Annotated in this window: 26 protein-coding genes and 1 tRNA gene; 24 read left to right on the top strand and 3 right to left on the bottom strand. The window is 49.5% G+C overall.

Annotation, left to right across the window (positions count from 1 at the left end):
* Window positions 1-176: 176 nt before the first annotated feature.
* The gene (sdhE, locus tag SIK97_RS22685) at window positions 177-443 is read left to right on the top strand and encodes an FAD assembly factor SdhE (protein ID WP_004124953.1); all 267 of its coding nucleotides are present in this window, start codon (window positions 177-179) and stop codon (window positions 441-443) included.
* Window positions 424-834 (top strand): protein YgfX, encoded by a 411-nt coding sequence (locus SIK97_RS22680; protein WP_004854060.1) that lies wholly within the window; start codon window positions 424-426, stop codon window positions 832-834. Before sdhE ends, SIK97_RS22680 begins: the two co-directional genes overlap by 20 nt.
* Window positions 835-842: 8 nt before the next feature.
* Here the strand turns inward: SIK97_RS22680 and fldB are convergent, their stop codons facing one another.
* Window positions 843-1,364 carry a flavodoxin FldB gene (gene fldB, locus SIK97_RS22675; RefSeq protein WP_014226792.1) on the bottom strand — a complete coding sequence of 174 codons (522 nt, stop codon included), beginning with the start codon at window positions 1,362-1,364 and terminating at the stop codon, window positions 843-845.
* Window positions 1,365-1,485: 121 nt separating this feature from the next.
* Here fldB and xerD point away from each other — a divergent pair, with 121 nt between their 5' ends.
* From xerD to lysS, 5 genes are all read left to right on the top strand, one after another.
* On the top strand, window positions 1,486-2,382 hold the full coding sequence (xerD, locus tag SIK97_RS22670) for a site-specific tyrosine recombinase XerD (RefSeq protein ID WP_004105555.1): 897 nt from the start codon (window positions 1,486-1,488) through the stop codon (window positions 2,380-2,382).
* 22 nt (window positions 2,383-2,404) lie between these two features.
* Complete coding sequence (gene dsbC / locus SIK97_RS22665; RefSeq protein WP_004854054.1) at window positions 2,405-3,118, top strand: bifunctional protein-disulfide isomerase/oxidoreductase DsbC; 714 nt, start codon at window positions 2,405-2,407, stop codon at window positions 3,116-3,118.
* Between the two features lie 5 nt (window positions 3,119-3,123).
* On the top strand, window positions 3,124-4,857 hold the full coding sequence (recJ, locus tag SIK97_RS22660; protein WP_057173759.1) for a single-stranded-DNA-specific exonuclease RecJ: 1,734 nt from the start codon (window positions 3,124-3,126) through the stop codon (window positions 4,855-4,857).
* Between the two features lie 85 nt (window positions 4,858-4,942).
* A protein-coding gene (prfB, locus tag SIK97_RS22655; RefSeq protein ID WP_100248296.1) for a peptide chain release factor 2 occupies window positions 4,943-6,041 on the top strand; the annotation gives its coding sequence in 2 pieces (ribosomal slippage) (window positions 4,943-5,017 and window positions 5,019-6,041; 1,098 coding nt in all).
* Between the two features lie 9 nt (window positions 6,042-6,050).
* On the top strand, window positions 6,051-7,568 hold the full coding sequence (lysS, locus tag SIK97_RS22650; protein ID WP_014226789.1) for a lysine--tRNA ligase: 1,518 nt from the start codon (window positions 6,051-6,053) through the stop codon (window positions 7,566-7,568).
* A gap of 40 nt (window positions 7,569-7,608) precedes the next feature.
* On the opposite strand, the gene idi is transcribed toward lysS, so the two are convergent.
* Window positions 7,609-8,157, bottom strand: coding sequence for an isopentenyl-diphosphate Delta-isomerase (gene idi, locus SIK97_RS22645; RefSeq protein ID WP_032751178.1), 549 nt, complete (start codon window positions 8,155-8,157; stop codon window positions 7,609-7,611).
* Between the two features lie 346 nt (window positions 8,158-8,503).
* Here idi and actS point away from each other — a divergent pair, with 346 nt between their 5' ends.
* The 17 genes from actS (at window position 8,504) to SIK97_RS22555 (ending at window position 24,698) form a co-directional block, all read left to right on the top strand.
* Complete coding sequence (gene actS, locus SIK97_RS22640; RefSeq protein ID WP_032751176.1) at window positions 8,504-9,229, top strand: amidase activator ActS; 726 nt, start codon at window positions 8,504-8,506, stop codon at window positions 9,227-9,229.
* Window positions 9,230-9,425: 196 nt separating this feature from the next.
* Window positions 9,426-9,499: transfer RNA gene (locus SIK97_RS22635), tRNA-Gly, on the top strand.
* A gap of 695 nt (window positions 9,500-10,194) precedes the next feature.
* Window positions 10,195-10,920: a winged helix-turn-helix domain-containing protein gene (locus SIK97_RS22630; RefSeq protein WP_071846066.1), complete on the top strand. Its 726-nt coding sequence runs from the start codon at window positions 10,195-10,197 to the stop codon at window positions 10,918-10,920.
* Window positions 10,889-11,371 carry a hypothetical protein gene (locus tag SIK97_RS22625; protein ID WP_032751174.1) on the top strand — a complete coding sequence of 161 codons (483 nt, stop codon included), beginning with the start codon at window positions 10,889-10,891 and terminating at the stop codon, window positions 11,369-11,371. Before SIK97_RS22630 ends, SIK97_RS22625 begins: the two co-directional genes overlap by 32 nt.
* A 944-nt stretch (window positions 11,372-12,315) precedes the next feature.
* Window positions 12,316-12,999, top strand: a complete 684-nt coding sequence (locus SIK97_RS22620; RefSeq protein ID WP_032751173.1) for a winged helix-turn-helix domain-containing protein — start codon at window positions 12,316-12,318, stop codon at window positions 12,997-12,999.
* Between the two features lie 327 nt (window positions 13,000-13,326).
* Window positions 13,327-13,803 carry a glycine zipper 2TM domain-containing protein gene (locus tag SIK97_RS22615; protein ID WP_032751172.1) on the top strand — a complete coding sequence of 159 codons (477 nt, stop codon included), beginning with the start codon at window positions 13,327-13,329 and terminating at the stop codon, window positions 13,801-13,803.
* Between the two features lie 121 nt (window positions 13,804-13,924).
* The gene (locus SIK97_RS22610; RefSeq protein WP_032751171.1) at window positions 13,925-14,302 is read left to right on the top strand and encodes an SHOCT domain-containing protein; all 378 of its coding nucleotides are present in this window, start codon (window positions 13,925-13,927) and stop codon (window positions 14,300-14,302) included.
* A gap of 607 nt (window positions 14,303-14,909) precedes the next feature.
* Window positions 14,910-15,506: a LuxR C-terminal-related transcriptional regulator gene (locus SIK97_RS22605; protein ID WP_032751170.1), complete on the top strand. Its 597-nt coding sequence runs from the start codon at window positions 14,910-14,912 to the stop codon at window positions 15,504-15,506.
* Window positions 15,507-15,595: 89 nt separating this feature from the next.
* Entirely contained in the window at window positions 15,596-16,126 is a 531-nt protein-coding gene (locus tag SIK97_RS22600) for a fimbrial protein (protein ID WP_049080510.1), read from the top strand.
* A 77-nt stretch (window positions 16,127-16,203) separates the two neighbouring features.
* Entirely contained in the window at window positions 16,204-16,938 is a 735-nt protein-coding gene (locus SIK97_RS22595) for a fimbria/pilus periplasmic chaperone (protein WP_032751168.1), read from the top strand.
* Complete coding sequence (locus tag SIK97_RS22590; RefSeq protein WP_057173446.1) at window positions 16,919-19,507, top strand: fimbrial outer membrane usher protein; 2,589 nt, start codon at window positions 16,919-16,921, stop codon at window positions 19,505-19,507. Before SIK97_RS22595 ends, SIK97_RS22590 begins: the two co-directional genes overlap by 20 nt.
* Window positions 19,508-19,512: 5 nt before the next feature.
* A complete protein-coding gene (stbD, locus tag SIK97_RS22585) occupies window positions 19,513-20,901 on the top strand; it encodes a fimbrial usher protein StbD (RefSeq protein WP_047722937.1) in 1,389 nt (462 codons plus the stop codon).
* Window positions 20,867-21,607: a fimbria/pilus periplasmic chaperone gene (locus SIK97_RS22580; RefSeq protein ID WP_047722938.1), complete on the top strand. Its 741-nt coding sequence runs from the start codon at window positions 20,867-20,869 to the stop codon at window positions 21,605-21,607. Before stbD ends, SIK97_RS22580 begins: the two co-directional genes overlap by 35 nt.
* A gap of 208 nt (window positions 21,608-21,815) precedes the next feature.
* On the top strand, window positions 21,816-22,166 hold the full coding sequence (locus SIK97_RS22575; RefSeq protein ID WP_032751164.1) for a transcriptional regulator: 351 nt from the start codon (window positions 21,816-21,818) through the stop codon (window positions 22,164-22,166).
* Window positions 22,167-22,219: 53 nt separating this feature from the next.
* Window positions 22,220-23,512 (top strand): arsenite efflux transporter membrane subunit ArsB, encoded by a 1,293-nt coding sequence (gene arsB / locus SIK97_RS22570; protein WP_057173447.1) that lies wholly within the window; start codon window positions 22,220-22,222, stop codon window positions 23,510-23,512.
* Between the two features lie 13 nt (window positions 23,513-23,525).
* Entirely contained in the window at window positions 23,526-23,951 is a 426-nt protein-coding gene (gene arsC, locus SIK97_RS22565) for a glutaredoxin-dependent arsenate reductase (RefSeq protein ID WP_057173448.1), read from the top strand.
* A 216-nt stretch (window positions 23,952-24,167) separates the two neighbouring features.
* Entirely contained in the window at window positions 24,168-24,698 is a 531-nt protein-coding gene (locus tag SIK97_RS22555; protein ID WP_057173449.1) for an AAA family ATPase, read from the top strand.
* A gap of 28 nt (window positions 24,699-24,726) precedes the next feature.
* On the opposite strand, the gene SIK97_RS22550 is transcribed toward SIK97_RS22555, so the two are convergent.
* The gene (locus tag SIK97_RS22550; RefSeq protein WP_057173450.1) at window positions 24,727-26,376 is read right to left on the bottom strand and encodes an OFA family MFS transporter; all 1,650 of its coding nucleotides are present in this window, start codon (window positions 26,374-26,376) and stop codon (window positions 24,727-24,729) included.
* Window positions 26,377-26,498 lie beyond the last annotated feature (122 nt).

The following is a 26,498-nucleotide window of genomic DNA, read 5'->3' as shown; positions in this document are numbered from 1 at the left end:
CGCTTTTGACAGGCCATTCGTGCCCTCAAAGACGGGGCGCTGAAACCAGCGAAATAATAAATGACCTGATTATTTTAGGGTTTTCATGGAATAGCGCTCGCGAAACTTGATATTCCAGTGAAGTCAGCGCCGAAAACGGGTTAAACTAAGAGATATTTATAAGCAGGAAGTAAAACATGGACATTAACAATAAAGCCCGCATCCACTGGGCATGCCGTCGAGGTATGCGTGAACTCGATATCTCCATCATGCCGTTTTTCGAGCATGAGTACGACACGCTCAGCGATGGCGATAAAGCGTTATTCATCCGCCTGCTGGAAAACGACGATCCGGATCTGTTCAACTGGTTGATGAATCATGGCGAGCCGGCTGATGCAGAACTGCAGCGGATGGTAAAATTAATTCAGACACGGAATCGGGAACGTGGTCCTGTGGCAATCTGATTTACGCATCTCGTGGCGAGCGCAGTGGTTTTCGCTGCTGATGCACGGCGTGGTGGCGGCGCTTGTGCTGCTGATGCCCTGGCCGCTGAGCTATACCCCGCTGTGGCTGATACTGCTGTCGCTGGTGGTGTTCGACTGCGTGCGCAGCCAGCGGCGGATCCATGCCCGTCAGGGAGAAATCAAGCTGCTGATCGACTCCCGTCTGCGCTGGCAAAAGGCGGAGTGGGATATCATCGGCACCCCGTGGGTGATTAACAGCGGAATGCTGCTGCGCCTGCGGAATACGGAAAACCAACGAACCCAGCATTTGTGGGTCGCGGCGGATAGCATGGACGCGGGAGAATGGCGAGATCTGCGTCGGCTGGTGTTGCTAAAACCGACGCAAGAGTAGGCAGGGACTCAGGAGAACTGCTCAGCCATTTCACCGAGGATTTGCTCGCACCAGTTCTGAATGCGCTCATCGCTCAGGTCGTACTGGTTCGTTTCATCAAGCGCCAGGCCAACGAACAGCTGCCCATCGGCAATGACCGGTTTCGGGCTGGTGAATTCATAGCCTTCAGTAGGCCAGTAGCCGATAAACTTAACCCCTTTGGTCGCCAGCTTATCGTGCAGCATGCCGAGCGCATCAAGGAACCATTCGCCGTAGCCTAGCTGGTCGCCCATGCCGTACAGCGCGACGATTTTACCCTGCAGATCCAGCGTATCGAGCTGCTGCCAGACCGCCTCCCAGTCCTCCTGGATCTCGCCGAAATCCCAGGTTGGAATGCCGAGGATCAGCACATCGTATTGCGTCATCAGGGCAGGGGAATCATCTTTCAGGTTGTGCAGCGTGACCAGTTCAGGGCCGATAATATCGCGGATTTTTTCCGCCGCCATTTCGGTGTAGCAGGTGCTGGAACCGTAAAAAAGACCTATGTTCATCGCGGAAACGTCTCAATTCTTGCTGTGACTTTGCGCTTAGTGTACCAGAAAGGCCGCGCCCGCCTGCAACTCGAATTATTTAGGGTATAATGGCGCCGTTTTAATATACAAAGAGGCCGGAGTGGAACAGGATCTCGCACAAATCGAGCAGTTTCTTGATGCCTTGTGGCTGGAACGGAATCTGGCGGAAAACACGCTGAGCGCCTACCGCCGGGACCTGACGATGGTGGTCGAATGGCTGCATCATCGTGGCCTGTCGCTTGCCAGCGTCAGCGGCGAAGATCTCCAGTCGCTGCTGGCGGAGCGGCAAACCGGCGGCTATAAAGCCACCAGCACCGCGCGCCTGCTAAGCGCCGTGCGCCGTTTCTTCCAGCATCTTTACCGGGAGAAAATTCGCCCGGACGATCCCAGCGCGCTGTTGGCCTCGCCAAAGCTGCCGCAGAGGCTGCCGAAGGATCTGAGCGAGGCGCAGGTGGAACGCCTGCTCCAGGCGCCGCTGGTTGAACAACCGCTGGAGCTGCGCGATAAAGCGATGCTGGAAGTGCTGTACGCCACCGGTCTGCGCGTTTCCGAGCTAGTGGGCCTGACCATGAGCGACATTAGCCTGCGACAGGGCGTGCTGCGCGTGATTGGTAAAGGAAATAAAGAACGTCTGGTACCGCTGGGTGAAGAGGCGGTGCTGTGGGTTGAGAATTACCTTGAATACGGGCGCCCCTGGCTGCTGAACGGCGTGGCGTCCGATGTGCTTTTTCCCAGCCAGCGCGCGCAGCAGATGACGCGCCAGACGTTCTGGCATCGAATTAAGCACTATGCCGTACTGGCGGGGATTGACAGCGAAAAGCTCTCCCCGCACGTGTTACGCCATGCGTTCGCGACGCATTTACTTAACCATGGCGCCGACTTACGCGTGGTGCAGATGCTGTTAGGACACAGCGATCTCTCCACGACGCAGATCTACACCCACGTGGCGACCGAGCGTCTGCGACAACTCCATCAACAGCATCACCCGCGTGCGTGAGTGCTGAAAAAAAGGACTGAGTATGAAAAAAGGTTTACTGATGTTCACTCTGCTGGCGACCACCTTATCCGGTGCGGCGCATGCCGATAGCGCGGCGATCAAGCAACTGCTGGCGAAGCTGGGCGTGCAGAGTTCGGACGTGCAACCTTCGCCGATCAAAGGCATCAGCACCGTATTGACGGACAGCGGCGTGATATACGTTACCGATGACGGTAAGCACATTATCCAGGGGCCGATGTACGACGTCAGCGGCGCGCAGCCGGTAAACGTCACCAATACGCTGCTGGCCGGTAAGCTGAACGCGCTGGAAAAAGAGATGATCGTCTATAAAGCGCCGCAGGAAAAACACGTCATCACCGTCTTCACCGATATTACCTGTGGTTATTGCCATAAATTGCATGAGCAGATGAGCGACTATAACGCGCTGGGTATTACCGTGCGCTATCTGGCCTTCCCGCGCCAGGGGCTGCAAAGCGAAGCCGAGCAGAATATGAAGGCTATCTGGTGCGCTAAAGATCGTAACAAAGCGCTGGATGACGCGATGAGCGGTAAGGGCGTGCAGCCGGCCAGCTGCGATGTTGATATCGCTAAACACTACATGCTGGGCGTGCAGCTTGGCGTTAACGGCACGCCGGCGATGGTGCTGAGCGACGGCACGCTGATGCCCGGCTATCGCGATCCTAAAGACCTGAAAGCGCTCCTTGATGAGCATCAAAAACAGACAAGCGGTAACTGATTCGCGTGAAACAACAGATACAACTACGCCGCCGCGAGGCGGCTGACGGCGTCGATTTACCTGCCGATCTCCCACCGCTGCTGCAGCGGCTGTACGCCAGCCGCGGCGTGCGTAGCGCGCAGGAGCTGGAGCGCGGCGTGAAAGGCATGCTGCCGTGGTCGCAGCTGACCGGCGTCGAAAAAGCGGTAGAGATGCTCTACGGCGCATTTAAGCAGGGGCTGCATATTGTGGTGGTCGGCGATTTTGACGCCGACGGCGCCACCAGCACCGCGCTGAGCGTTCTGGCCCTGCGGGCGCTGGGCTACGGCAACGTCTCGTACCTGGTGCCAAACCGTTTTGAAGATGGCTACGGCCTGAGCCCGGAAGTGGTCGATCAGGCTCACGCCCGCGGCGCGCAGATGATTATGACCGTGGATAACGGTATTTCTTCGCACACTGGCGTCGATCGCGCCCATGCGCTGGGTATTCCGGTGCTGGTGACCGATCACCACCTGCCGGGGGATTCGCTGCCCGCGGCGGAAGCGATTATTAACCCGAACCTGCGCGACTGTGAGTTTCCGTCGAAATCGCTGGCTGGGGTGGGCGTGGCTTTTTATCTGATGCTGGCGCTGCGCACTTTTCTGCGCGATAAAGGCTGGTTTGAGGAGCGCGGCATTGCGCCGCCGAATCTGGCTGACCTCCTCGATCTGGTGGCGCTCGGCACCGTGGCGGACGTCGTACCGCTGGATGCCAACAACCGTATCCTGACCTGGCAGGGGCTGAGCCGCATCCGGGCGGGGAAATGCCGTCCGGGCATTAAGGCGCTGCTGGAGATCGCCAACCGCGACCCGCAAAAGCTGGCGGCAAGCGATCTCGGCTTCGCGCTCGGTCCGCGGCTTAACGCGGCTGGCCGGCTGGACGATATGTCCGTCGGCGTGGCGCTGCTGCTGTGCGACAACACCGGCGAAGCGCGGGTGCTGGCCAATGAGCTGGACGCGTTGAACCAGACGCGCAAAGAGATAGAACAGGGGATGCAGGCGGAAGCCCTGACCCTGTGTGAGAAGCTGGAGCGCAGCGGTGAGACGCTGCCCGGCGGCCTGGCGATGTACCATCCGCAGTGGCACCAGGGCGTCGTCGGCATTCTGGCCTCGCGTATCAAAGAGCGTTTCCATCGTCCGGTTATCGCCTTTGCGCCCACCGGCGACGGTACGCTCAAAGGCTCCGGTCGGTCGATTCAGGGGCTGCATATGCGCGATGCGCTGGAGCGTCTGGATACGCTCTATCCCGGGCTGATTCTGAAGTTTGGCGGCCATGCCATGGCGGCGGGACTATCGCTGGAAGAGGCGCGCTTTGAAGAGTTCCAGCAGCGCTTCGGCGAGCTGGTGACCGAGTGGCTCGATCCTGCGCTGCTGCAGGGGGAAGTGGTCTCCGACGGTCCGCTGGCGGCGGCAGAGATGAGCATGGAGGTCGCGCAGATGCTGCGCGACGCCGGACCGTGGGGGCAGATGTTCCCGGAGCCGCTGTTTGACGGCCGTTTTCGTCTGCTACAGCAGCGCCTGGTCGGCGAGCGTCATCTGAAGGTGATGGTTGAGCCGGTCGGCGGCGGCCCGCTGCTGGACGGTATCGCGTTCAATGTTGATACTTCCCTTTGGCCGGATAACGGCGTTCGCGAAGTTCAGCTTGCCTATAAGCTTGATATCAATGAGTTCCGCGGCAACCGCAGCCTGCAGCTGATCATTGACCACCTCTGGCCAAATTGAGAACAGTATATTAATGAGGGCGCGAATCCGGTAGAATTCCGCTCTTATCACCGCATTTTGACGAATCCATTAAAAGAAACCGACCATGTTTGAAATAAATCCGGTAAAAAACCGTATTCAGGACCTCACGGAGCGCTCGGACGTTCTTAGGGGGTATCTTTGACTACGATGCTAAGAAAGAGCGTCTCGAAGAAGTAAACGCCGAGCTGGAGCAGCCTGACGTCTGGAACGAACCAGAGCGCGCGCAGGCGCTGGGTAAAGAGCGTTCCTCGCTGGAAGCCATCGTTGATACGCTGGATCAGATGTCTCAGGGGCTGGAGGACGTTTCCGGCCTGCTGGAGCTGGCCGTTGAAGCCGAAGACGAAGAGACCTTCAACGAAGCCGTCGCCGAGCTCGATGTGCTGGAAGAGAAGCTGGCGCAGCTGGAATTCCGCCGCATGTTCTCCGGTGAATACGACAGCGCCGATTGCTACCTCGATATCCAGGCCGGTTCCGGCGGAACGGAAGCGCAGGACTGGGCCAGCATGCTGATGCGCATGTATCTGCGCTGGGCCGAAGCGCGCGGCTTCAAGACCGAGATCATCGAAGAGTCTGAAGGCGAAGTGGCGGGCATTAAGTCCGTGACCATCAAGATTATCGGCGACTACGCCTACGGCTGGCTGCGTACCGAAACCGGCGTTCATCGCCTGGTGCGTAAGAGCCCGTTCGATTCCGGCGGCCGCCGCCACACCTCTTTCAGCTCCGCCTTCGTTTATCCGGAAGTGGATGACGATATTGATATCGACATCAACCCGGCGGATCTGCGCATTGACGTTTATCGCGCATCCGGCGCGGGCGGTCAGCACGTTAACCGTACGGAATCCGCAGTGCGTATTACCCACATTCCGACCGGCTTAGTGACCCAGTGCCAGAACGACCGTTCACAGCACAAGAACAAAGACCAGGCCATGAAGCAGATGAAAGCGAAGCTTTATGAGCTGGAAATGCAGAAGAAAAATGCCGAGAAGCAGGCGATGGAAGATACCAAATCCGACATCGGCTGGGGCAGCCAGATCCGTTCTTACGTGCTGGATGACTCCCGCATTAAAGATCTGCGCACCGGGGTGGAAACCCGCAACACTCAGGCGGTGCTGGACGGCAGCCTGGATCAATTTATCGAAGCAAGTTTGAAAGCAGGGTTATGAGGAACCAACATGTCTGAACAACAAGCACAGGGCGCTGACGCGGCAATTGACCTTAATAATGAACTGAAAGCCCGTCGTGAGAAGCTGGCCGCGCTGCGTGAGCAGGGTATCCCGTTCCCGAATGATTTCCGTCGTGACCACACCTCAGACCTTCTGCACGCTGACTTCGATGGCAAAGAAAACGAAGAGCTGGAAGCGCTGAACGTTGAAGTCGCCGTCGCTGGCCGCATGATGACCCGTCGTATCATGGGTAAAGCCTCCTTCGTTACGCTGCAGGACGTTGGCGGCCGCATTCAGCTGTACGTCGCCCGCGACGATCTGGCGGAAGGCGTCTATAACGAGCAGTTCAAAAAGTGGGACCTCGGCGATATCATCGCGGCGCGCGGTAAGCTGTTCAAAACCAAGACCGGCGAGCTCTCTATTCACTGCACCGAGCTGCGTCTGCTGACCAAAGCCCTGCGCCCGCTGCCGGACAAATTCCACGGCCTGCAGGATCAGGAAGCGCGCTATCGTCAGCGCTACCTGGACCTGATCTCCAACGATGAATCGCGCAACACCTTTAAAGTGCGTTCGCAGATCCTGGCGGGCATCCGCCAGTTCATGGTCGGCCGCGGCTTTATGGAAGTTGAAACCCCGATGATGCAGGTGATCCCCGGCGGCGCGTCCGCGCGTCCGTTCATCACCCATCACAACGCGCTGGATCTGGACATGTACCTGCGTATCGCGCCGGAACTGTACCTGAAGCGTCTGGTGGTTGGCGGCTTCGAGCGCGTGTTCGAAATCAACCGTAACTTCCGTAACGAAGGTATCTCCGTTCGCCATAACCCAGAGTTCACCATGATGGAACTCTACATGGCGTATGCGGATTACAAAGATCTGATTGAGCTGACCGAATCCCTGTTCCGCACCCTGGCGCAGGACGTTCTGGGCCATACTGAAGTGCCTTACGGCGATCAGACCTTTGATTTCGGCAAGCCGTTTGAAAAGCTGACCATGCGCGAAGCGATCAAGAAATATCGTCCGGAAACCGAGATGGCCGATCTGGATAACTTCGATTCCGCAAAAGCCATTGCGGAAAGCATCGGTATCCACGTTGAGAAGAGCTGGGGTCTGGGCCGCATCGTGACCGAGATCTTCGAAGAAGTGGCGGAAGCGCACCTGATTCAGCCGACCTTCATTACCGAATATCCGGCAGAAGTCTCTCCGCTGGCGCGTCGTAACGACGAGAACCCGGAAATCACCGACCGCTTTGAATTCTTCATCGGCGGGCGTGAAATCGGTAACGGCTTTAGCGAGCTGAACGATGCGGAAGACCAGGCGCAGCGTTTCCTCGATCAGGTTAACGCGAAAGCCGCCGGTGACGACGAAGCGATGTTCTATGACGAAGACTACGTTACCGCGCTGGAGCACGGCCTGCCGCCGACTGCGGGCCTCGGTATCGGTATCGACCGTATGGTGATGCTGTTTACCAACAGCCACACCATCCGCGACGTGATCCTGTTCCCGGCGATGCGTCCGGTAAAATAAGCATTACGCGAATAAAAAAACCCAGCAGAGCTGGGTTTTTTTATGCCTGGTTGCTAAAGCTGATTAATGCGTTACGCGCATTATCGTCCGCCGCCTGCAGCACCATCCACGGGCTAAAAGCCCAGGGCGTCGCGCGAATCCCGCTTAACACATCCGCAAGATTGCTCCACTGAAAATCCATCACTTCGTCAGGATTTATCCGTAACGCGCTGGCTACTCGCGCCGCATAGACCGGACAGACCTCGTTTTCGACAATGCCATTCGGCGCGACGGCCCGGTAACGGAACCCCGGAAAGACCGGGACGATGCGGGTTATCTCGACGCCGAGCTCAAAGCGGCAGCGGCGCTCAACGGCCTGTTCGAAGGTTTCGCCGGTTTGCGGATGCCCGCAGACTGAGTTCGTCCATACGCCTGGCCAGGCTTTTTTGCCCAGCGAACGGCGCGTGACCAGCAGCTGACCTTGTTCATTGAACAGCCAGCAGGAAAACGCGAGATGCAAAGGGGTATCGAGGGTGTGGGCGGCATACTTCTCCAGCATACCTGTAGGCTTATCTTGCTCGTCCAGCAAAATGACATGTTCCCCGGCCATGACAACTCCTGAAATAAAAAATGACCCGGCACAAACCCGCCGGGTCATGTACTCAGGCCACTAGGGTAGCCCATAAATGGGACAAAGGCATTACCAAAACATGTTGGCCTCCGGGGAGAGCGTGATATTGCAGAGGTGCCGGCAGGGGGCTAATTGAATCACGAGCGGTTTAACCCGGACGCACCGCGACGCTCCCGGACTCTCCCGGGAGAGCGTAGATGTTCAGCCGCTTAGCAGGCCTTTAATACTTCTGTATGAAGGGTAGCGATTGGGGAATGCCTTAGGGACTGGTATGATAATCGCCCTGGTTTTGAGGTGAATGTTCGTGTTAAGCGCAGGATGCCTGATGAGAAAACGCTTTGTTATTGCAATAATGTTGCTGAGCAGCCTGATTGTCGCAGGGTGTTCCAGCTCATCCGATTCCGGTTCTACCTACACCGTGAAGCGCGGCGACACGTTGTACGCTATCTCACGTTCCACTGGCACCAGCGTCAGGGATCTCGCCCGTCTCAATAATATTTCACCTCCCTATACCATCGAAGTCGGGCAAAAGCTGAAGCTAAACAGCGGTTCCGGGACCACGGCGAAGGCGGGGGCATTCGGCAAGAAATCGTCAGCGAAACGTACCGCCGCCGTGACGCCATCTTCGGCGGTGCCGCAATCCTCCTGGCCGCCGGTCGGGCAACGCTGCTGGCGCTGGCCAACCAGCGGTAAAGTAGTGCTGCCATACTCCACCAGCGATGGCGGCAATAAAGGTATCGATATCGCCGGTAGGCGCGGCCAGCCGGTGTATGCGGCAGGGGCGGGCAAAGTGGTGTACGTGGGCAACCAGCTGCGCGGCTACGGCAACCTGATTATGATTAAGCATAATGAGGACTATATCAGCGCCTACGCGCACAACGACAAGCTAATGGTGAATAACGGCCAGAGCGTGAAGATTGGCCAGCAGATTGCCACCATGGGCAGCTCGGACGCGGATTCCGTGCGCCTGCATTTCCAGATTCGCTACCGGGCGACGGCGATCGACCCGCTGCGCTATTTGCCGCCGCAGGGCAGTAAGCCTAAGTGCTAAGAGGTTATTTTATCGGCATTTAGCCTGGTTTGGGCTTGTCAGCGGGTGCGTAAGGTCTATAATGGCCCTCGCACCTCTTCGCTTCCGGGAGGGGAGTAAGGCATTGCGTGGTTGTCTTAAAGTAGTCTGTTGTAAAACGGATTACATCCCTGACAAGAATCCAACGGGGCAATTTGCTTTATCGGATTCTGTCTGGGCGAGTGTAGCTCAATGGTAGAGCTTTTGGTTCCCAACCAAATGACGGGGGTTCGATTCCCCTCACTCGCTCCACTTCCTAAGTAGAGTCCGCTCTGGACGCCAGCCCTAATGATATCGTCTCCTCACATGGTATGAATGACGCCTACAAACGTCGCTATCCGGACATCAACTGAGTATTAACCCACGGCACGTTGGTGATTGACCTGTGCTCATGCACGATAATTGGCTGGTCGATGTTACTGCGAATCTGGTCACAATTTGCTTATGCCAAAACTTCATTCAACTCATTGAAAGTAGACTCTATTCATAGAGAATACATGGTCAGTCAGGGCACCAGACGGACGCTGGAGTTTAGTTAGACAGAGTATGCTTTCAATCGCGGACGTTTTCACTGCGGGGATAGCTAACGCAGTCGGGAATGATTTGCAAATCAGGATGTTACCAAGGATAAGGTCATAACATATTTTATAAGAATAAACTTATGCTGCTAATTATTTGGGGTGCTACTTCAAGTGAGGTCCGTCAATAGAGATAAACAGCAACGTACTGATAAAACTCAAGTATTATAATAAAATATACGATATGTACGTGCTTAATATCAAAAAACATTCAAATATAATAGCGGCAATAGATGAGATAAATGATTTCCCCTGAAATTAGTATAACTTGAGCTTTTTAAGTTCAAAAAGTAACCAATTGCATACGAATTGCATAACCTATTTAATCAAATTATAATAAACAGAATATAATTGCAGGAGCGATGTGCAATGAATTACTTACTTGAGAATTCGGTTCATTACAATGAAGAGTCGCGAGCTTTAGAGAACGATAATACCGAGATAATACTTCCTGTATCGGCCGCGAGGTTATTGTCTTTATTGTTACAAAAAAATAACGAGCAGTTAAGCAGGAATGAAATTCTTGAGAAAGTTTGGGAGCAGTATGGTTTAGTGGCATCTAACCACAATCTTAACAGAAATGTCTCTATATTACGGAAAACATTACAAGAATTAGGTCTTTCAGATATCATTGAAACGATACCTAAACAAGGATTCAGGTTACACTGTGATTTTAAGTTAATATCCCCAGCTCAAGAAAATAACACAAAAAAAATAAAACAAAAGGTGTTGCGTAACACTGGCTTAAAACTAAATTTCTTCATTTTTATATGTTTTAGCATACTCCTCATATGTCTTTACATCAAATACGATGAAAAAAACAGTGTGTTATATAAATATAAAACGATAGGGAAATGTGATGTATATGTTGATAAAAGCTTAACAAACATTAATAATGTATCCGTTTTCTTCGGTACTATGCTTGGTAAGAAAATCATTGAAACTTGTAAGAACATGACCCAAACGATATTTTTTGATGATAATAAAACATCGCTAAACGATAAAACGTACTCTACGCACGTAGCCGTTTGCAAAGCAAATAAATTGAATAAAGGTAATCAATGTGAAAACTATCTCAATATTAAAAATATTTAGCATAGCTGTTAATATTGTATTGTTGCTGGTAATTGCCTTTATTGGTTATAAGTTGTTTGCGATAGATAAATATTTACCAATGAACTGTATGTCCAGTTTTTACATAAATCAGGGAGAAAAAAATGCCATCTCAGGTAATGTTAAAATTGTTTTTCATATAACAGAGAAAGGACATGTGGTTGTCAATGAATATGGTACTCTCGAGAATGAGGGAAAGGAGTATATTGTTGACCGTTCAGGTGATATGACTATTACCAAAAATACGGAAAATGGTTTTCATAAAGTGGTTAAAGGGAATTTTATAGCCAACAAGCAGGATACAACTCCACCAGAATTGACTGAGAAACTCACTTCAAGTCAGTCTGTATTTTTTTATAAAATTCAGAAAATAGATGACGTCACGTGGCGTATTAGCGATCTGCAACGTACTATTTTCATGTGTCGCAAATAATTTATTTAATTCACCAGTCTATTAATAATATTAGCTCATGGTTTTTATAAAGATGGATGCGATACTTATACAGTCTCGTGGTCTTTTTAATCAATTGTAGCGATAGTAAGCCGTATTGATTTAACAATCGACATTGAATACTGGCAATGCTTACTAAAGCAAGTTAACTATTTTTTTGTAGTAGATGGTCGATAACTTTTTTATTTAACTCCTGTTGAAATCATGGCATGAAAACATAGCTATCAACAGGAAAATATCTTCTTATTCCTGACTCCCTTTTGACGTAATGCGGCAATAATCATTTATCTGGTTATTCAATGTGGCAATCAAAACTGGCATTTCCTTCTCCGGTTGTGTTGTTTATATCCGAGTATGCAACGCATATCGTCCTGCCCTGATGAAGTATCCCCTATTAGCGATAACTTTATAAGTAAAAATATTATAGAGATTAAATTTAATCGAATTCTTAGTTCTCAGGTTCATAAGTTTTCTTTGTGAAGACTTGTACAGATTGAACAAGACAGGATTGTCTTTTTTGAGCTCAATTATAAAAATCCGTACCGATGCAACTAATCTGTCACCATCTGTAGGTGGTTATTTATATATTTATTTCTTAATGAAATCTCATTTGATAGAGTGAAAAACTAGATTTTATGTGATTATTGGAATAATAATCTAATTCTTTATGATTGCCGATGATGTTTTTATAATTTGTCACAGGTTTTAGAATAATAATTTGTATCTTCAGTATGACTTTTTGGTCTATTGCCTTGCCTGACAAATAGCGTAACAATTGTTGCCATGTTCAGGTTTGTTAAAATGGATGAGATAACCAGTTTTGATACCAGTTGGAGTTATAAGTTATATATTTTGCAATAAAATACATTAAAAACCTGGGGCTATACAAAGTAGGAATGTTTTCTAACAAGGATAAGGATTAGGAAGTGCGTGCCTTGATATTAGATCCAAATGTCATCAGTCAAAATTACTTACGTTCTCAGACGGAAAACGCTGGGTTTGTTGTGGATGTTTGTTCGAGCTTAAAAGAAGCATGGCTGTTCATGATATCGAATAAACCAGATGTTATGGTAATGACTACGACTCCTCGTGATTCCGAAAGTGTCCAGGCTATTCGGCGTTGGCGAAAAATGGGAGAAAATATTAGGATCTTAATAATCAGCAATGAAGAGAATCTGCAGCATAAAGTGCGTGCTTTAAATGGAGGCGCTGATGATTATATTGTCAAACCTTTCAGGATTGAAGAACTCATTGTTCGCTTACAAACACTTATTCGTAGATCTTGTCTGGAGCCGACGAAAAAAATGGCCGCAGGTAAAATTGAACTTAACATTGGAAGTAGAGCATTGTTTATTGCAGATGAAAAAATAAAACTCACCAACTATGAGTTCGAGATAATGAGACTGCTTATTAAAAAAAGTGGCAAGCTCATCAGTAAATATGAAATCATGAAGCATTTGCATGATGATATATTTAATCAAAATAATAATACTGTCGAAGTGCTCATTGGACGGTTGCGGAAGAAAATCGCCCCCTATAAATGTGCCAGAATCGAAAATAAAAGAGGGGATGGATATTATCTGGATGCGAAAAACTTTATTGACCATTAAATATAAAAGCATCACTGCCTGTACCAGGTAGATGTGGAAATATCCTGTTCATAAATTATAGTGAGAAGTGGCAGTATGGATTAAAAGCAATGCCGGGGTTTTAAGAAAATAATGCATTCAGCGTGTATAGCAAACCATAGTTGTGTGGCCACAAATTCATGATCATTTTTATTATGGCCATATTTGGTTATATCAGTAACGTGAGAGCAATAATTGCTTACTGCACAAAAGCAGTGATAAAGATTAAAGTATGTATGTCAGGGCGCGACCACAGTGGCGATTCCTGTTAATTAAAGATGAACTACATTGTCAATATCAGGAGATGTTATGTTTTTGAAATTATTTTTAGTGTTTGTTGGCTCCTTATTTTTAGTGAGTTGTAGTGGAAATCCTGTGGGGTCGGCTGATAATATTAATATGGCTTTGACGGGGCAACCCATGGCTGTTACCCAGGGGACCGTCACCAGAGTAAGAAATATTACTATCCAGAATGACAGTGATAATAATATTGCCGGTGCGGCAGCAGGTGGGGTATTAGGTGGCGTTGCAGGTAATGCTATAGGCGGTGGAAGTGGCCGACGTATCGCTACGGCGGGCGGTGCCGTTGCCGGCGCTCTGACAGGGCAAGCGATTCAGCGCAATAGATCTCAAATAAACGGTGTGGAGCTTTTCATCCGACCAGTGAATGGTAATGAATTTGTCATTGTCCAGCCGATTGGAGAAACGCCTTTTTTTGTAGGGCAGCAGGTTAATATTACGTCACTAAGAGGTCAGGTTACCATTACTCCTGTCGCTCAATTGTAGAACTATTCTCATTGTATTTTCTTTGAATAATGTTGGTGTCTGGGGAGACAGGATTAATTAAACTGCTTTTAATTAACTCATTCCCCATTTCATACCGATTGCTTATGGAAGGGTATGCGTAATGAATTTACAATCAATGACATTCTCGGATATTGTTATGTCATTTTTTACGATTTTGTTCTTTTTTGCTTATTTAATGTTAATTTTTCAGATTCTAACGGATATTTTCCGTGATGATGATTTACATATTGTTTTTAAAGTAGTCTGGATCGTTTTATTACTCTTTATTCCTGTTGTTTGCTCAATTGTTTATCTATTGATTAGGGGGAAGGGAATGGCGGAAAGACAACGATATTATCACCATAAATATTCTTACCCCGGATACCACGGTGCAAGGAAGAGTATTACCGAACAAATAATTGAAGCTCATGAGCTAAAGGTCGCAGGCATTATCACTGACCGTGAGTATACTGAAATAAAGGAAAAGCTTCTGCGGTAGTAAATTTTATTTTCTGCATAGCTGAACAACGTCAGCCACGTGATACAGTATTTATTTGTTAAGTAAGAATATGCATTGCCATTTTTTTTCAGCAGAGCATTGCTCCATGATTGGTAGCATAAATTTTGTTTAAATGACTAATGAGTATTGTATAACACAATTTGCACAATGCGGAGTGATGTTTTTTTTAATTTTTGTCAGATTTTTTGATAAGGTGCTAAATCAACCCTTTTTTAAAAGGATAATGGTATTTCCTTTAGAGCGTTATTTTACTTTTTAACAAAATAACGCTGAAAAAGAAAAGTAATCGAGGGTTTTTTATTAGTAAGTATTTACATTTCACTTGTTTGTAGTGAAAAGCTCTGAATTTAACTTTTTTGCACCTTGACTTCAGCGCAAAATCCCTTATTTCGTAAGAATATTCTTAACCATAGGGGTTGGATTCCTAATTTTTAGGTTTATCAGGTAGGTTTAATCATGCCTGAATTAAGATTTTTCTTTTTTTGTGGGAGTTTATTAATTTCAAAAAATCAAGTTGTAAAATTTATATCTGAATATATCATATAGGAAAGTTCCTGGTGATTATTAGGATATTTCAAGGAGGGGTATGAAGCATGGAAATGTACTGTGCCAGAGTTGTAGTATTAAATGCCAAATCCTTCCTGAACAAGAGTTTAGCGCCTCTCAGTGCCTTAATCCTAAGGTTTGTATCTGGCCGGGAGTAAATGTTTTTTTTGAGGCGGGGGTGAGGTCTCTTATTAATTCAATAAGTGTTATCACCTCTTCTGAAGGGTTTGTTTTTGTGGATTTTTCCTGGCGGAATATTCATTTCTTTATGAATGACGAGTGGGTTGAATACCTCGCCAGTACCAATATGAAGATAATACTGCTGGCAGATGTAAAAATGGCAGCACTGGCCAATTATTACAAACAAAATGAAAAGAATGTAACAGAGGTACTCTACCTCTCTGAAGGTTTAGGTGCGACCTTAATTAACTTCAGAAAAGTGTTCATTGGATTACCTTTGTTTTGTCGATCTGGCAGATCATTAACAAAAAAAGAAAGGCAAGTTCTCTATTTAACGCTAAAGCATAAAGGCGTGGCTGATATTTCTACGGAAATGTCACTAGATGTCAAGTCTGTTTATAATATCAGGCAAAGAATTGAGAGTAAGATAGGAATGAAAATAAGGAGGTTTGCATAATATCAGAGTATTGTTCCATCACCAGGCAGGCTGAAATATAGCGATTTATAATATCGTTGCTATTAATAATGTACGTGGAGAATTTATTTATGAATAAAAAGATCATAGCCCTGAGTGTTTTTGTTGGTTTGTCATCCGCTGTTTCAGCTTTTGCTGCATCTGATAACACTATTACTTTCCAGGGTGAAGTCACTGACCAGACCTGCGCGGTGACCGTTAACGGAAATGCGGTATCACCGGTGGTTTTATTACCAACAGTGAGTATTTCTGATTTCGCAAGCTCGACAACTGCTGGTGCCACAAATTTTGAAGTAGGTGTCAGTGGCTGCGCGGTTGAAACGACCGATCGGGAAATTTCTACCGTTTTTGTAGGTAATCAGGTGACTACCTCTGGCAATCTGGGAAATACCGGTAGTGCAGGTGATGTGGAAATCCAGATCCTCGACACTGCGGGAACGGTTATTGATTTTACCAGCTATTTCACTGGTGATGCTGACCTGACGTTAACCGCAGGTGAAACATCGGCAAGTGCTAATTACACCGCTCAGTACTATTCAGCTGGTACGCCAACAGCGGGTGATGTTACCGCTTCATTACAGTATGCCGTGACCTACCTGTAAAACCATGGCCGGAAACTTTTTTCCGGCCATTTTTACCGGGGCCAGACTGTGTACTGGCTTAATTAATGGAGAGAAATATGAAGTTTCTATATAAATCCTTTTCGTTTTTTTGTTTTACTTTTTTAGCGTTATTTTCTCTTCAGCTTAATGCCAGCGTTATTATGACGGGAACTCGTATTATATATAATGAGGGAAGTCGTTCAGTTGATGTTAACCTTAAAAATCAGAGCGATTTCCCCTATGTTGTACAGACGTGGTTTGATGACGGGAAGATGTCTAGTGGGCCGGATGCCTCTGTCCGGGTTCCCTTTATCGCCTCACCCCCTGTTTTTCGAATTCAGCCTGGCGCAGGTCAGGTTGTTAAAGTGACATTCACAGGTGGTTTGAACCTTCCAGATGATAGAGAGTCTGTTTTTTATTTTAATTTTTTGCAGGTTCCTCCGGCAAATATTAACAAAAATGACGTGAAAAATAAAATGCTCGTCATGCTGCGTAACAGAGTTAAAGTTTTCTATCGCCCTGCATCTCTGGTGTCTGGTCCAGGCAGGGGGGTACCCAATATATCGGTAACGCCTGTTGCGGATAATGCCTCAGCAGTGATGATAAAAAACCACACGCCTTTCTATGTCACTGTCAGCAGCGTTGCGTTAACAGAGAGGCAACGGAGATTGTCTTCTGGGTCGGGAATGATTGAACCTTCAGGATCTCAGATTTTCAATATTTCTCGAGCAGGTTCAGTTAAGGGTAAAAAAATCACTGTTACAGTGGTAAACGATCAGGGAGCACGACTGAATGCGGAATTCAATTTATAACAATATCTGCATTAGTAATATCTGGTGGCGATTTAACAAAGTCTTATTAACAATATCGTTTGTTGTTACATATCTTCCTTCCGCCAGTGCCCAGGATTATTACTTCGACCCGGCACTGCTGAAAGGTTCTGCTCTTGGGCAGGATATGGAACGATTCAATAAAAAAATCACGCCTGTTCAATCCGGGAAATATGTTCTCGATGTCTATGTTAACAACACGCTAATTTCGATCAGCGAAACCATCAATATAATGGAGCGTGAAGATGGAAAAACAGAACCTTGCCTGACTCGGGAACTGATAGCTAAATTGGCCATCAGAATAAATGCTGTAGTGGCTGCAGAGAGTCATCAGTGTGTACCTGTATCCGACGCCGGGGCGACCATTCAGGCTGAGGTGGATTTATCACAGTCCCGCCTCAATCTGTCAGTACCCCAATCGAATATGTTTCAAAATCCCCGTGGTTTTATTCCTGTCGAAAGCTGGGATAGTGGTGTTATGGCGCTTTTTCTGCGCCATAACACCAATTTCACACGCACCGAAAATACAGGAACGAATTTTAAATATAATTATCTCTGGAGCAATATTAATGCAGGGACGAACCTGGGATTGTGGCAGCTCAGGCATACAGGAAATTTAAGATATGCTGACAGTAACCTTGGCGGTAGTGAATATAAATATAATGCGGCCAGGACATGGGGGCAACGTGCTATTCCTGCATTAGAAAGCGTATTCACTGTCGGTGATAGCTACACCAGCAACAGCCTGTTCGGGAGTCTGTCTTTTAATGGCGTAAAGATGGCTACCGATAAACGAATGTGGCCTCAGGGAAAGCGGGGATACGCACCAGAAGTCAGAGGCGTGGCAGCGACAACAGCTCGGGTTGTCATCCGTCAGCAGGGAACGGTGGTGTATGAGACTACCGTTTCGCCGGGGAGTTTTGTTATTAATGACCTTTATAACACGAAAAGCAAGGGAGACCTGCATGTAGAGGTTATTGAGGCTGGTGGCAACATTTCAACGTTTACCGTCCCCTACTCTTCTGTACCTGATTCTGTACGACCAGGTAACTGGGAGTATTCTGTATCGTTAGGACGGGTAAGAAATTATTACAGTGTTAACAATCGTTTTATTGAAGGAACACTGCAGCGGGGCATGTCGAACATGCTCACCGCTAACAGCGGTATTCGTCTTGCTGAAGATTATCAGGCCGCTTTGCTGGGAGGCGTTATTGCTACTGGAGCAGGGGCATTCGGATTAAACACGACTTTTTCTCATGCCCGAGTCGAAAATGAGCAGACCACCAGCGGCTGGCGTGCAGAAGCCAGCTACAGCAGAACCTTTGACACAGGAACCAATCTTGTTCTTGCTGCGTATCGCTATTCAACCAGTGGCTTCAGGGATTTACAGGATGTCCTTGGCGTCAGGCGTCAGTATCATAATGGCACTGAATACTGGTCAGAAACGTTAAGGCAAAAAAATAAGTTTTCAGCAACCGTCAGTCAGCCTATGGATGAATGGGGGATGCTTAACCTCTCAGGCAGTACAGCCGATTATTATGATGGGAGAGGCAGAATTAAACAATTGCAATTGGGATACAGTAATAACTGGGGACAGATCAGTTATAACCTGAGTATTGCTCGTCAGCAAACCATTATGACGAACGGCAGATACTTTTATAGTCTTAGGGATAGCGATTACGACACGGGAAACCGGCAAAGGTATACAGAAAATACCATCTCATTGGGTTTTTCTGTACCACTTGATTTTGGCAAAAATCGATCCAACCTGACTTTTGGCTTAAATAAAAATAGAGATACCCGAAGTGCGCAGGTAGGGATCAATGGCTCTGCCGGGGAACAGAGTAATTTTACTTATTCCCTATATGGCGGTGCTGAAAATTATCATAACAGCGGTAATGCCACCAGTTGGGGAGGGAGCGGTCAGCAGAACACGTCCGTGGGCGCTTTTCGCGCAAACCTCTCTGCAGGTAAAAACTATCGGCAGTTCGGCGCAGGATATTCTGGCACGCTGGTTGCTCACCGCGGCGGGCTCACGGTAGGACCCTATGCAAGCGATACGTTTGCAATTATCCATGCGCCGGGTGCCAGTGGGGCAATTGTCAAGAACGGCCAGGGGGCAACAATAGATCGCTTTGGCTACGCTATACATCCGTCGCTAACCCCTTACCAGTATAACAATGTTGGACTTGACTCGAGATTCATTAATTCTGACGTTGAGCTGCAGGGAGGCAGTAAGAAAGTGGTTCCATACGCAGGAGCCATGCCAATGGTTTCTTTCGAAACTCTGCATGGTAGAGCCATTTTAATCACCGCGAGCTTTGATGGTGAAATGCCTCCGATGGGCGCTGATGTTTTTGATTCTGCTGGTAACGAAATAGGAATGGTAGGTCAGGGCGGTCAAATTTATGCCCGCGTTGAAGATAATACAGGAAAACTGACGGTTAAATGGGGAAAGCAGGATGGCCAGCGTTGTGAAATCAAATATCGCCTACCGAAAGCAGATAATCAGCCGGTAACACAAATTCATCTGCCCTGCGAGAGGAGATAACAGAGATGATGACCTTCCTGAGAAAAAAAGAGAAGCAGCGGCTTTTTATTTTGCTGCTAGTTCCGGTTATTTTTTTCGGCTGGAGCCAGATGAGCTTTGCCGCAGGTACCTGCACAAAAGTAACGTCGACAAGTCAACTATCCACTGACGCGCTGAATGCGGGTTATACTGCCGCATCGTGGACCGGTGCCTCTGATGCTAATACGGTCACAAGTCTTGGGTTGCCCGGTATTATAACGATCAGTGGTTCCAGCAGTTTTCAGCCGTCTGGAACCCTTCTTGGCAGTTCAGCGGCCTCCTTTCTGACGTCTGGTCACAAGGAGACATACCCAGCAAATCAGATTTTATTTCGCTGCAATCAGACTGCGGTGGATGCGGGATTATATGAGTTTTATGCAACTAATGGCGATGAAAACTACAGTGGTAAAAATGCTGCCAGCGAAGTAGACGGCTCTTATTTTACGTATGTAAAAAATGTTGCTATCAGATTAACGAATATGAAGACAGGGGAATATTATTCACGATACTGGAAATCCCGCCAGCTTACCGCTGACGACTGGTATTCAGATGATACCTATACATATATACCCGCGAGTGCATTCGCTGATGTATTTGTTGAGCTGTTTAAGGTTGACGGAACTTACGGGAGCCAGAATAGCTCAAACTTCTACACCTATAACTGGTGGAGTACAGGGAGCGCTCAGCCTGCCGGTTATGTTGCATTTCAGGGGGGGAGCTTAAGCTCTGGACTTTATAACGGCGCTGATTCTGCCAGTAACTACTCGGGATGGTATGGATACTGGCCTGCCGGTTTTGGTCTGACGAACTATGTCACGTTCGTCAGAGGGGCGACATGCCTTGTTAAGGATTTCCCTTCGGTTGTACTGTTGCCAACTATTTCAGTTAGCGAACTTAATGCGGGAAATACCAGCCGCGCCGGATTCTCCATCAGTCTGGAATGTGAATCGGGGGCTGTTTCCAGTACATCGAATTCAACAAGTTCTTCGGCAAATGTTGCTATGGGCTTTATGGTGAATCAGGCAAATGCGGTCAGTAAAGCGCAAAGTCTGGGGCTGGTGACTTCCGGCGGTGGTCTCACCTGGCTGCTGGATACAAATTATGGGAACGGTGCCGGGGAAGCCTCAGGGGTCGGTATCCAAATTCTTAACAATGGTGGCAGCGCGCTTAATCTTTTACCCGCTAAATCATCATTTGGCTCAGGAAACAGCTACGGATGGTATGGTTTTAAAGATTTATTGTCGTTAACTGGGGCGGGAAGCGGCACCGATATTTATACGGGTGATTTCACTGCAGAGTTGAGTGCAATCACTGGTCAGACAGTTACCGCGGGGTCCGTGAATGCGCAGTTACAGGTTGTTGTTAGCTTTCAGTAAAAAAATTATCAAGGTGAAATGGTTATGCTGCGTACTATTCGTGCTGGCGCAGCCTGGTTTCGCCGTGGTGAATGTGGAAGGTACCCGGGTAATATTTAATGCCGGAGAAATGGTTTCATCGGTGAATCTGATAAATTCAGGGGGGGAGCCCTCCCTTGTTCAACTCTGGTTTGATGAGGGGGATCTATTTATATCTCCAGAAAACGCCAGAACACCGATTATTGCCGTCCCCCCGGTGTTTCGATTGCAGCCGGGTGAACTGCGCGATGTAAAGCTGCAGCTGATCTCCCGCAATAATATTCCGCAAGATAAGGAATCTCTTTACTGGCTGAATATTTATCAGGTTCCGCCAAATACGATCGGTCCGGCTAATGAGAAGCGCGTTATTCTGCCCCTGCGATTACGCCTGAAAGTTTTTGTACGACCCGTTAATGTCCCGCGGCCTCAGCAGACTGACGGAGAGCGACTGCAGTTCCAGATTAAAAATAGCAATCAACAGGTTGTCATTATGAGTAATCCAACGCCATGGTATATGACGATAGCGGCATTCGAGTCTGGTGATGTGAAAGTTGATAGCATCATGTTAGCGCCAGGAGAGAAAAAGGAAATCACCCTGAATAAAACGGTGAAAGCGGGGGAGGTGCAGTATGAAATTATCAATGATGATGGAACCAAATGGCGTTATCGTTCAATTTTGAGACAGTAATTCACACTGAACGCGCGATAGGCATGACTGACCTGACTTGCCGGAATGCTTATCCGTGCGGGAGTCTGCTCTCCTCAATACCACCCGTCCCTTCTAAATTGGCCTGATTAACCCGCCGGGCATGACTGCACCACATATGATTTTTCATATGTGGTGTTGAACTTATATCTCCGTGGAGTATCCTGTCCGTCGACGATTGGGAGGAATGATGTCATTAACACCCTTACAGCTTTTTAAAAATCTGTCCGATGAAACCCGTCTGGGTATTGTGCTGCTGCTTAAAGAGATGGGGGAGCTGTGCGTGTGCGATCTCTGCACGGCGTTGGATCAGTCGCAGCCCAAAATCTCCCGTCACCTTGCTATGCTGCGGGAAAGCGGATTGTTGCTGGATCGCAAGCAGGGTAAGTGGGTGCACTATCGCTTATCACCGCATATGCCTGCATGGGCGGCACAGGTAATAGAGCAGGCCTGGTTAAGCCAACAGGAGATCGTACAGGCCATCGCCCGCAAGCTGGCATCAGCAAACTGTTCTGGAAGCGGTAAAGCGTTCTGCCTTTAAAAATTTGCCTTAACATATATGTTTTTTCGAATGTGATTTTCAGGGGAGGGGGTATGCTACTGGCAGGTGCTATTTTTGTCCTGACCATTGTTCTGGTTATCTGGCAGCCGAAGGGGTTAGGCATCGGCTGGAGTGCGACGCTGGGCGCGGTACTGGCTTTAATTGCTGGCGTCGTACATGTAGGTGATATTCCGGTGGTGTGGAATATCGTCTGGAACGCGACGGCGACCTTTATTGCGGTGATTATTATCAGCCTGCTGCTCGATGAGTCCGGCTTTTTTGAATGGGCTGCGCTGCACGTATCTCGTTGGGGAAACGGTCGTGGCCGTTTGCTGTTTACGTATAGCGTTCTGCTCGGCGCAGCGGTGGCGGCGTTGTTTGCCAACGATGGTGCGGCATTAATATTGACGCCCATCGTGATTGCCATGCTGCTGGCACTAGGATTCAGCAAGGGTACGACGCTGGCCTTTGTGATGGCTGCCGGGTTTATTGCCGATACTGCCAGCCTGCCGCTTATTGTGTCGAATCTGGTGAACATCGTCTCGGCGGATTTCTTTGGGCTGGGATTCACCGAATATGCGTCGGTAATGGTACCGGTCGATATTGCCGCCATTGGCGCCACGCTAGTGATGCTGCACCTGTTCTTTCGCAAAGATATCCCGCCAGCCTACGATCTGGCCCTGCTTAAATCACCGGCAAACGCAATTAAAGATCCGGCTACGTTCCGCACCGGCTGGATAGTATTGATTCTGCTGCTGGTAGGTTTTTTCGTCCTCGAGCCGCTTGGCATTCCGGTCAGCGCGATTGCCGCGGTAGGGGCGGTAATACTGTTTACCGTGGCGAAACGAGGCCATGCCATTAACACCGGCAAAGTGTTACGCGGTGCGCCCTGGCAGATCGTGATTTTCTCGCTGGGAATGTATCTGGTGGTATATGGTCTGCGCAACGCCGGGCTAACCGAATACCTTTCAGGGGTGCTGAACGTGCTGGCGGATAAAGGACTCTGGGCCGCGACGCTGGGTACTGGCTTCCTGATGGCTTTCCTGTCTTCCATCATGAACAACATGCCTTCCGTGCTGGTTGGTGCGCTCTCTATCGATGGAAGCGCCGCAACCGGCGTTATTAAAGAGGCGATGATCTACGCCAACGTAATTGGCTGCGATCTGGGCCCGAAAATTACGCCAATCGGTAGCCTGGCAACGCTGCTCTGGCTGCACGTACTTTCACAGAAGAATATGACCATCACCTGGGGCTACTATTTCCGCACCGGGATCGTCATGACTCTGCCTGTGCTGTTTGTAACGCTGGCCGCGCTGGCGCTACGTCTCTCTTTCACTTTGTCATGAGATACTACTATCTATGAGCAACGTCACCATTTATCACAACCCGGCCTGCGGCACCTCGCGTAATACGCTGGAGATGATCCGCAATAGCGGTACTGAACCCACCGTTATTCATTACCTTGAAAATCCACCGTCACGCGATGAGCTGGTCAAACTCATTGCCGATATGGGGATCGAGGAGCGGGCGCTGCTGCGTAAAAATGTTGAGCCATATGAAGAACTGGGCCTGGCGGAAGATACATTTACCGATGACCAGTTAATCGACCTTATGCTGCAGCATCCGATCCTGATTAATCGCCCGATTGTGGTGACGCCGCTGGGAACGCGCCTGTGCCGTCCTTCTGAAGTTGTTCTGGATATTCTTCCCGATGCTCAGCAAGGAGCTTTCGCTAAGGAAGATGGCGAGAAAGTGGTGGATGATAAGGGCAAAAGGCTGAAGTAAATTTCCTGCGGGACGGTATCATTATCGCTGAACGATATTCTGGAGGGTGACTATGACTATTATCTGCAGACGCTTACTGATGCCGCTTATGCAGTTTCAGCCAGTATTGAATATTAATAATGCCTGGCTGAATAAGAACCCTGGTCAGGTAAGATGGAAAATCACCAATAATCATCGCCAGCGGCAATAACATGACGCTGCCGTAATGGGATATCGATGTTACTGATCTTTGGCGGTCTGCCCGGTACCGGAAAATCAACCATCGCTCGCCTGCTGGCGGCCAGGCTGGGTGCCGTCTGGTTACGGATTGATTCGATTGAACAGGCGCTGATTCGCGCTGAAACCGTCACCCGGCACGATATAGGGCCGGCCGGATATCTGGTGGCGTACGCCATTGCCGCGGATAACCTCAGGCAGGGCAACGTGGTGATTGCCGACTCAGTTAACCCTATAGCCATTACCCGCCAGGCATGGAGAGCGGTCGCGACCGAGAATGCCGCGCCTTATCTGGAGATAGAACTGACCTGCTCCGACCAAATGCAGCATCGGTATCGCGTGGAAAACCGAGTGGCGGATATTCGCGGTCATATCCTGCCGGACTGGCAAAAGGTTATTACCCGTGACTACGAACCCTGGCGCACCGCCAGCCTGACTCTGGATACCTCGGTGCTGACCGCCGAAGAGGCGGTAGAGCGGATCGGTGAGTATATTGCGTCACGCGGCCGCCACGCGCCGGTAGGTTCGTAGAAGCCGCCGGGCCATCGGCGGCAACAATCTACATAAAGAATTTCACGGCCTGCTGGAGGGTGGTGCCGACTCCCCATAACAGCGGCACGCTCACCGCTAACCAGCTTACGGTTAACAGCAGCGTGGACGGACGGGCCTCCCACGTGAGCTGGGCATCCTTATTGATAGTATACAGACCTTTCGCCTGCTGCTGCTGTTCCGCGGTCATCGCATGCTCTTCCGTCAGCGGACGCACCAGCTGATTACAGATAAAACCCATTACCAGCAGGCCGGTCAGGACCATCAGCGTAATATCATAGACGCGCTCGGGCGGAACCCCGTGCGTCAGCTGATACTCGCGCAGATAGTTCACCAGCACCGGGCCGCTGATCCCTGCCGCCGACCAGGCGGTTAACAAGCGCCCGTGAATAGCGCCCACCATTTGTGAACCAAAGACGTCGGCCAGATAGGCGGGAATACTGGCAAAGCCTCCGCCGTACATCGAAATGATAATGCACATCGCGCAGACATACAGCGCGATATAGCCGCCGTGATTCACCAGCGGCAACGTCCCGTACAGCACGGCGCCCAGGCAGAAAATAATCGCAAAGGTCATTTTGCGCCCGCACAGGTCGGACACCGATGCCCAGAAAAAACGTCCCAGGATGTTAAACAGGCTGAGCAGACCGGTAAATCCTGCGGCCATGGTAGCAATGCGTTTCAGCTGCTCGCCGTTCAGCTCATGCCAGCTGAGATCGAGCGACAGCAGTTTGCCGGCAAAGATCTCCTGCAGCATCGGCGAAGCCATACCGAGAATGCCGATCCCCGCGGTGACGTTGAGCCACAGCACCATCCACAGCAGCCAGAACTGCGGAGTGCGGCAGGCAACGCGGACGTGCACCTGGATCGTGGGATTATTGCGGATCGTTTTTTGCGCCTTCTCACCCGAAGGATGCCAGCCCATGGGCGGCAGGCGATAGCCAAAGGTACCGGCGAGCATAAACAGCGCATAAATCGCCGCCAGCGCCAGAATGCTTTGCCATACCCCGTTGCCGGCCGGACCGGCGAAGTAATTCATCAGACCGTTTGCCAGCGGCGCCCCCACCAGCGCTCCCCCGCCAAAACCCATGATCGCCATCCCGGCCGCCATTCCGCGCTTGTCAGGAAACCAGCGCAGCAGCGTCGATACCGGTGAAATATAGCCCAGTCCGAGACCGATTCCGCCGATGACCCCGGCCCCCAGCCACAGCAGCCACAGCTGATGGAAATAGATAGCGACGCTGGATAGCAGCAGGCCGCCGCACCAGCATAAGGTGGCAATAAAGCTCACCAGCCGCGGTCCAACCTTCTCAAGCCAGCTGCCCCACAGCGCCGCCGAACAGCCGAGAAAAACAAAAAACAGCGTGTAGGTCCAGCCCAGCATGGAGATTTTCCAGTCGCAATCGCGGGTAAACAGCTGCTGCCAGAACGACATCGTGACGGGGCATTGCAAGGACGCGCTTCCTCCTATGAGCTGCGACATAGGCAGCCAGTAAACGGAAAATCCATAGGCCATACCTATGCAGAGATGAACCGCCAGCGCGGCCGGTGGCACCAGCCAGCGGTTAAAGCCGGGCCTGGCGATGATACGGGGTTTCGCGAAAAAATCGCGGAGGGGAGAGACCGGTGCGGTCGCGATGTTTTCATTCATTTGCGCCATTTTCCTGTCCTTTTTATCGATATTGGCCGACGAATGCTGCGGTCGGGGAACGTAGATAAAAGGCAAGAACGGTGCCATTTGATTAAATTGTGTACAAAAATGGCGACTGAAGCGAGCAAGCT

It is taken from the genome of Klebsiella sp. JN_Kp126, assembly GCF_033843325.1.
GTDB classification, from domain to species: domain Bacteria; phylum Pseudomonadota; class Gammaproteobacteria; order Enterobacterales; family Enterobacteriaceae; genus Klebsiella; species Klebsiella michiganensis.
This window is presented reverse-complemented; position numbering and strand designations above follow the sequence as displayed.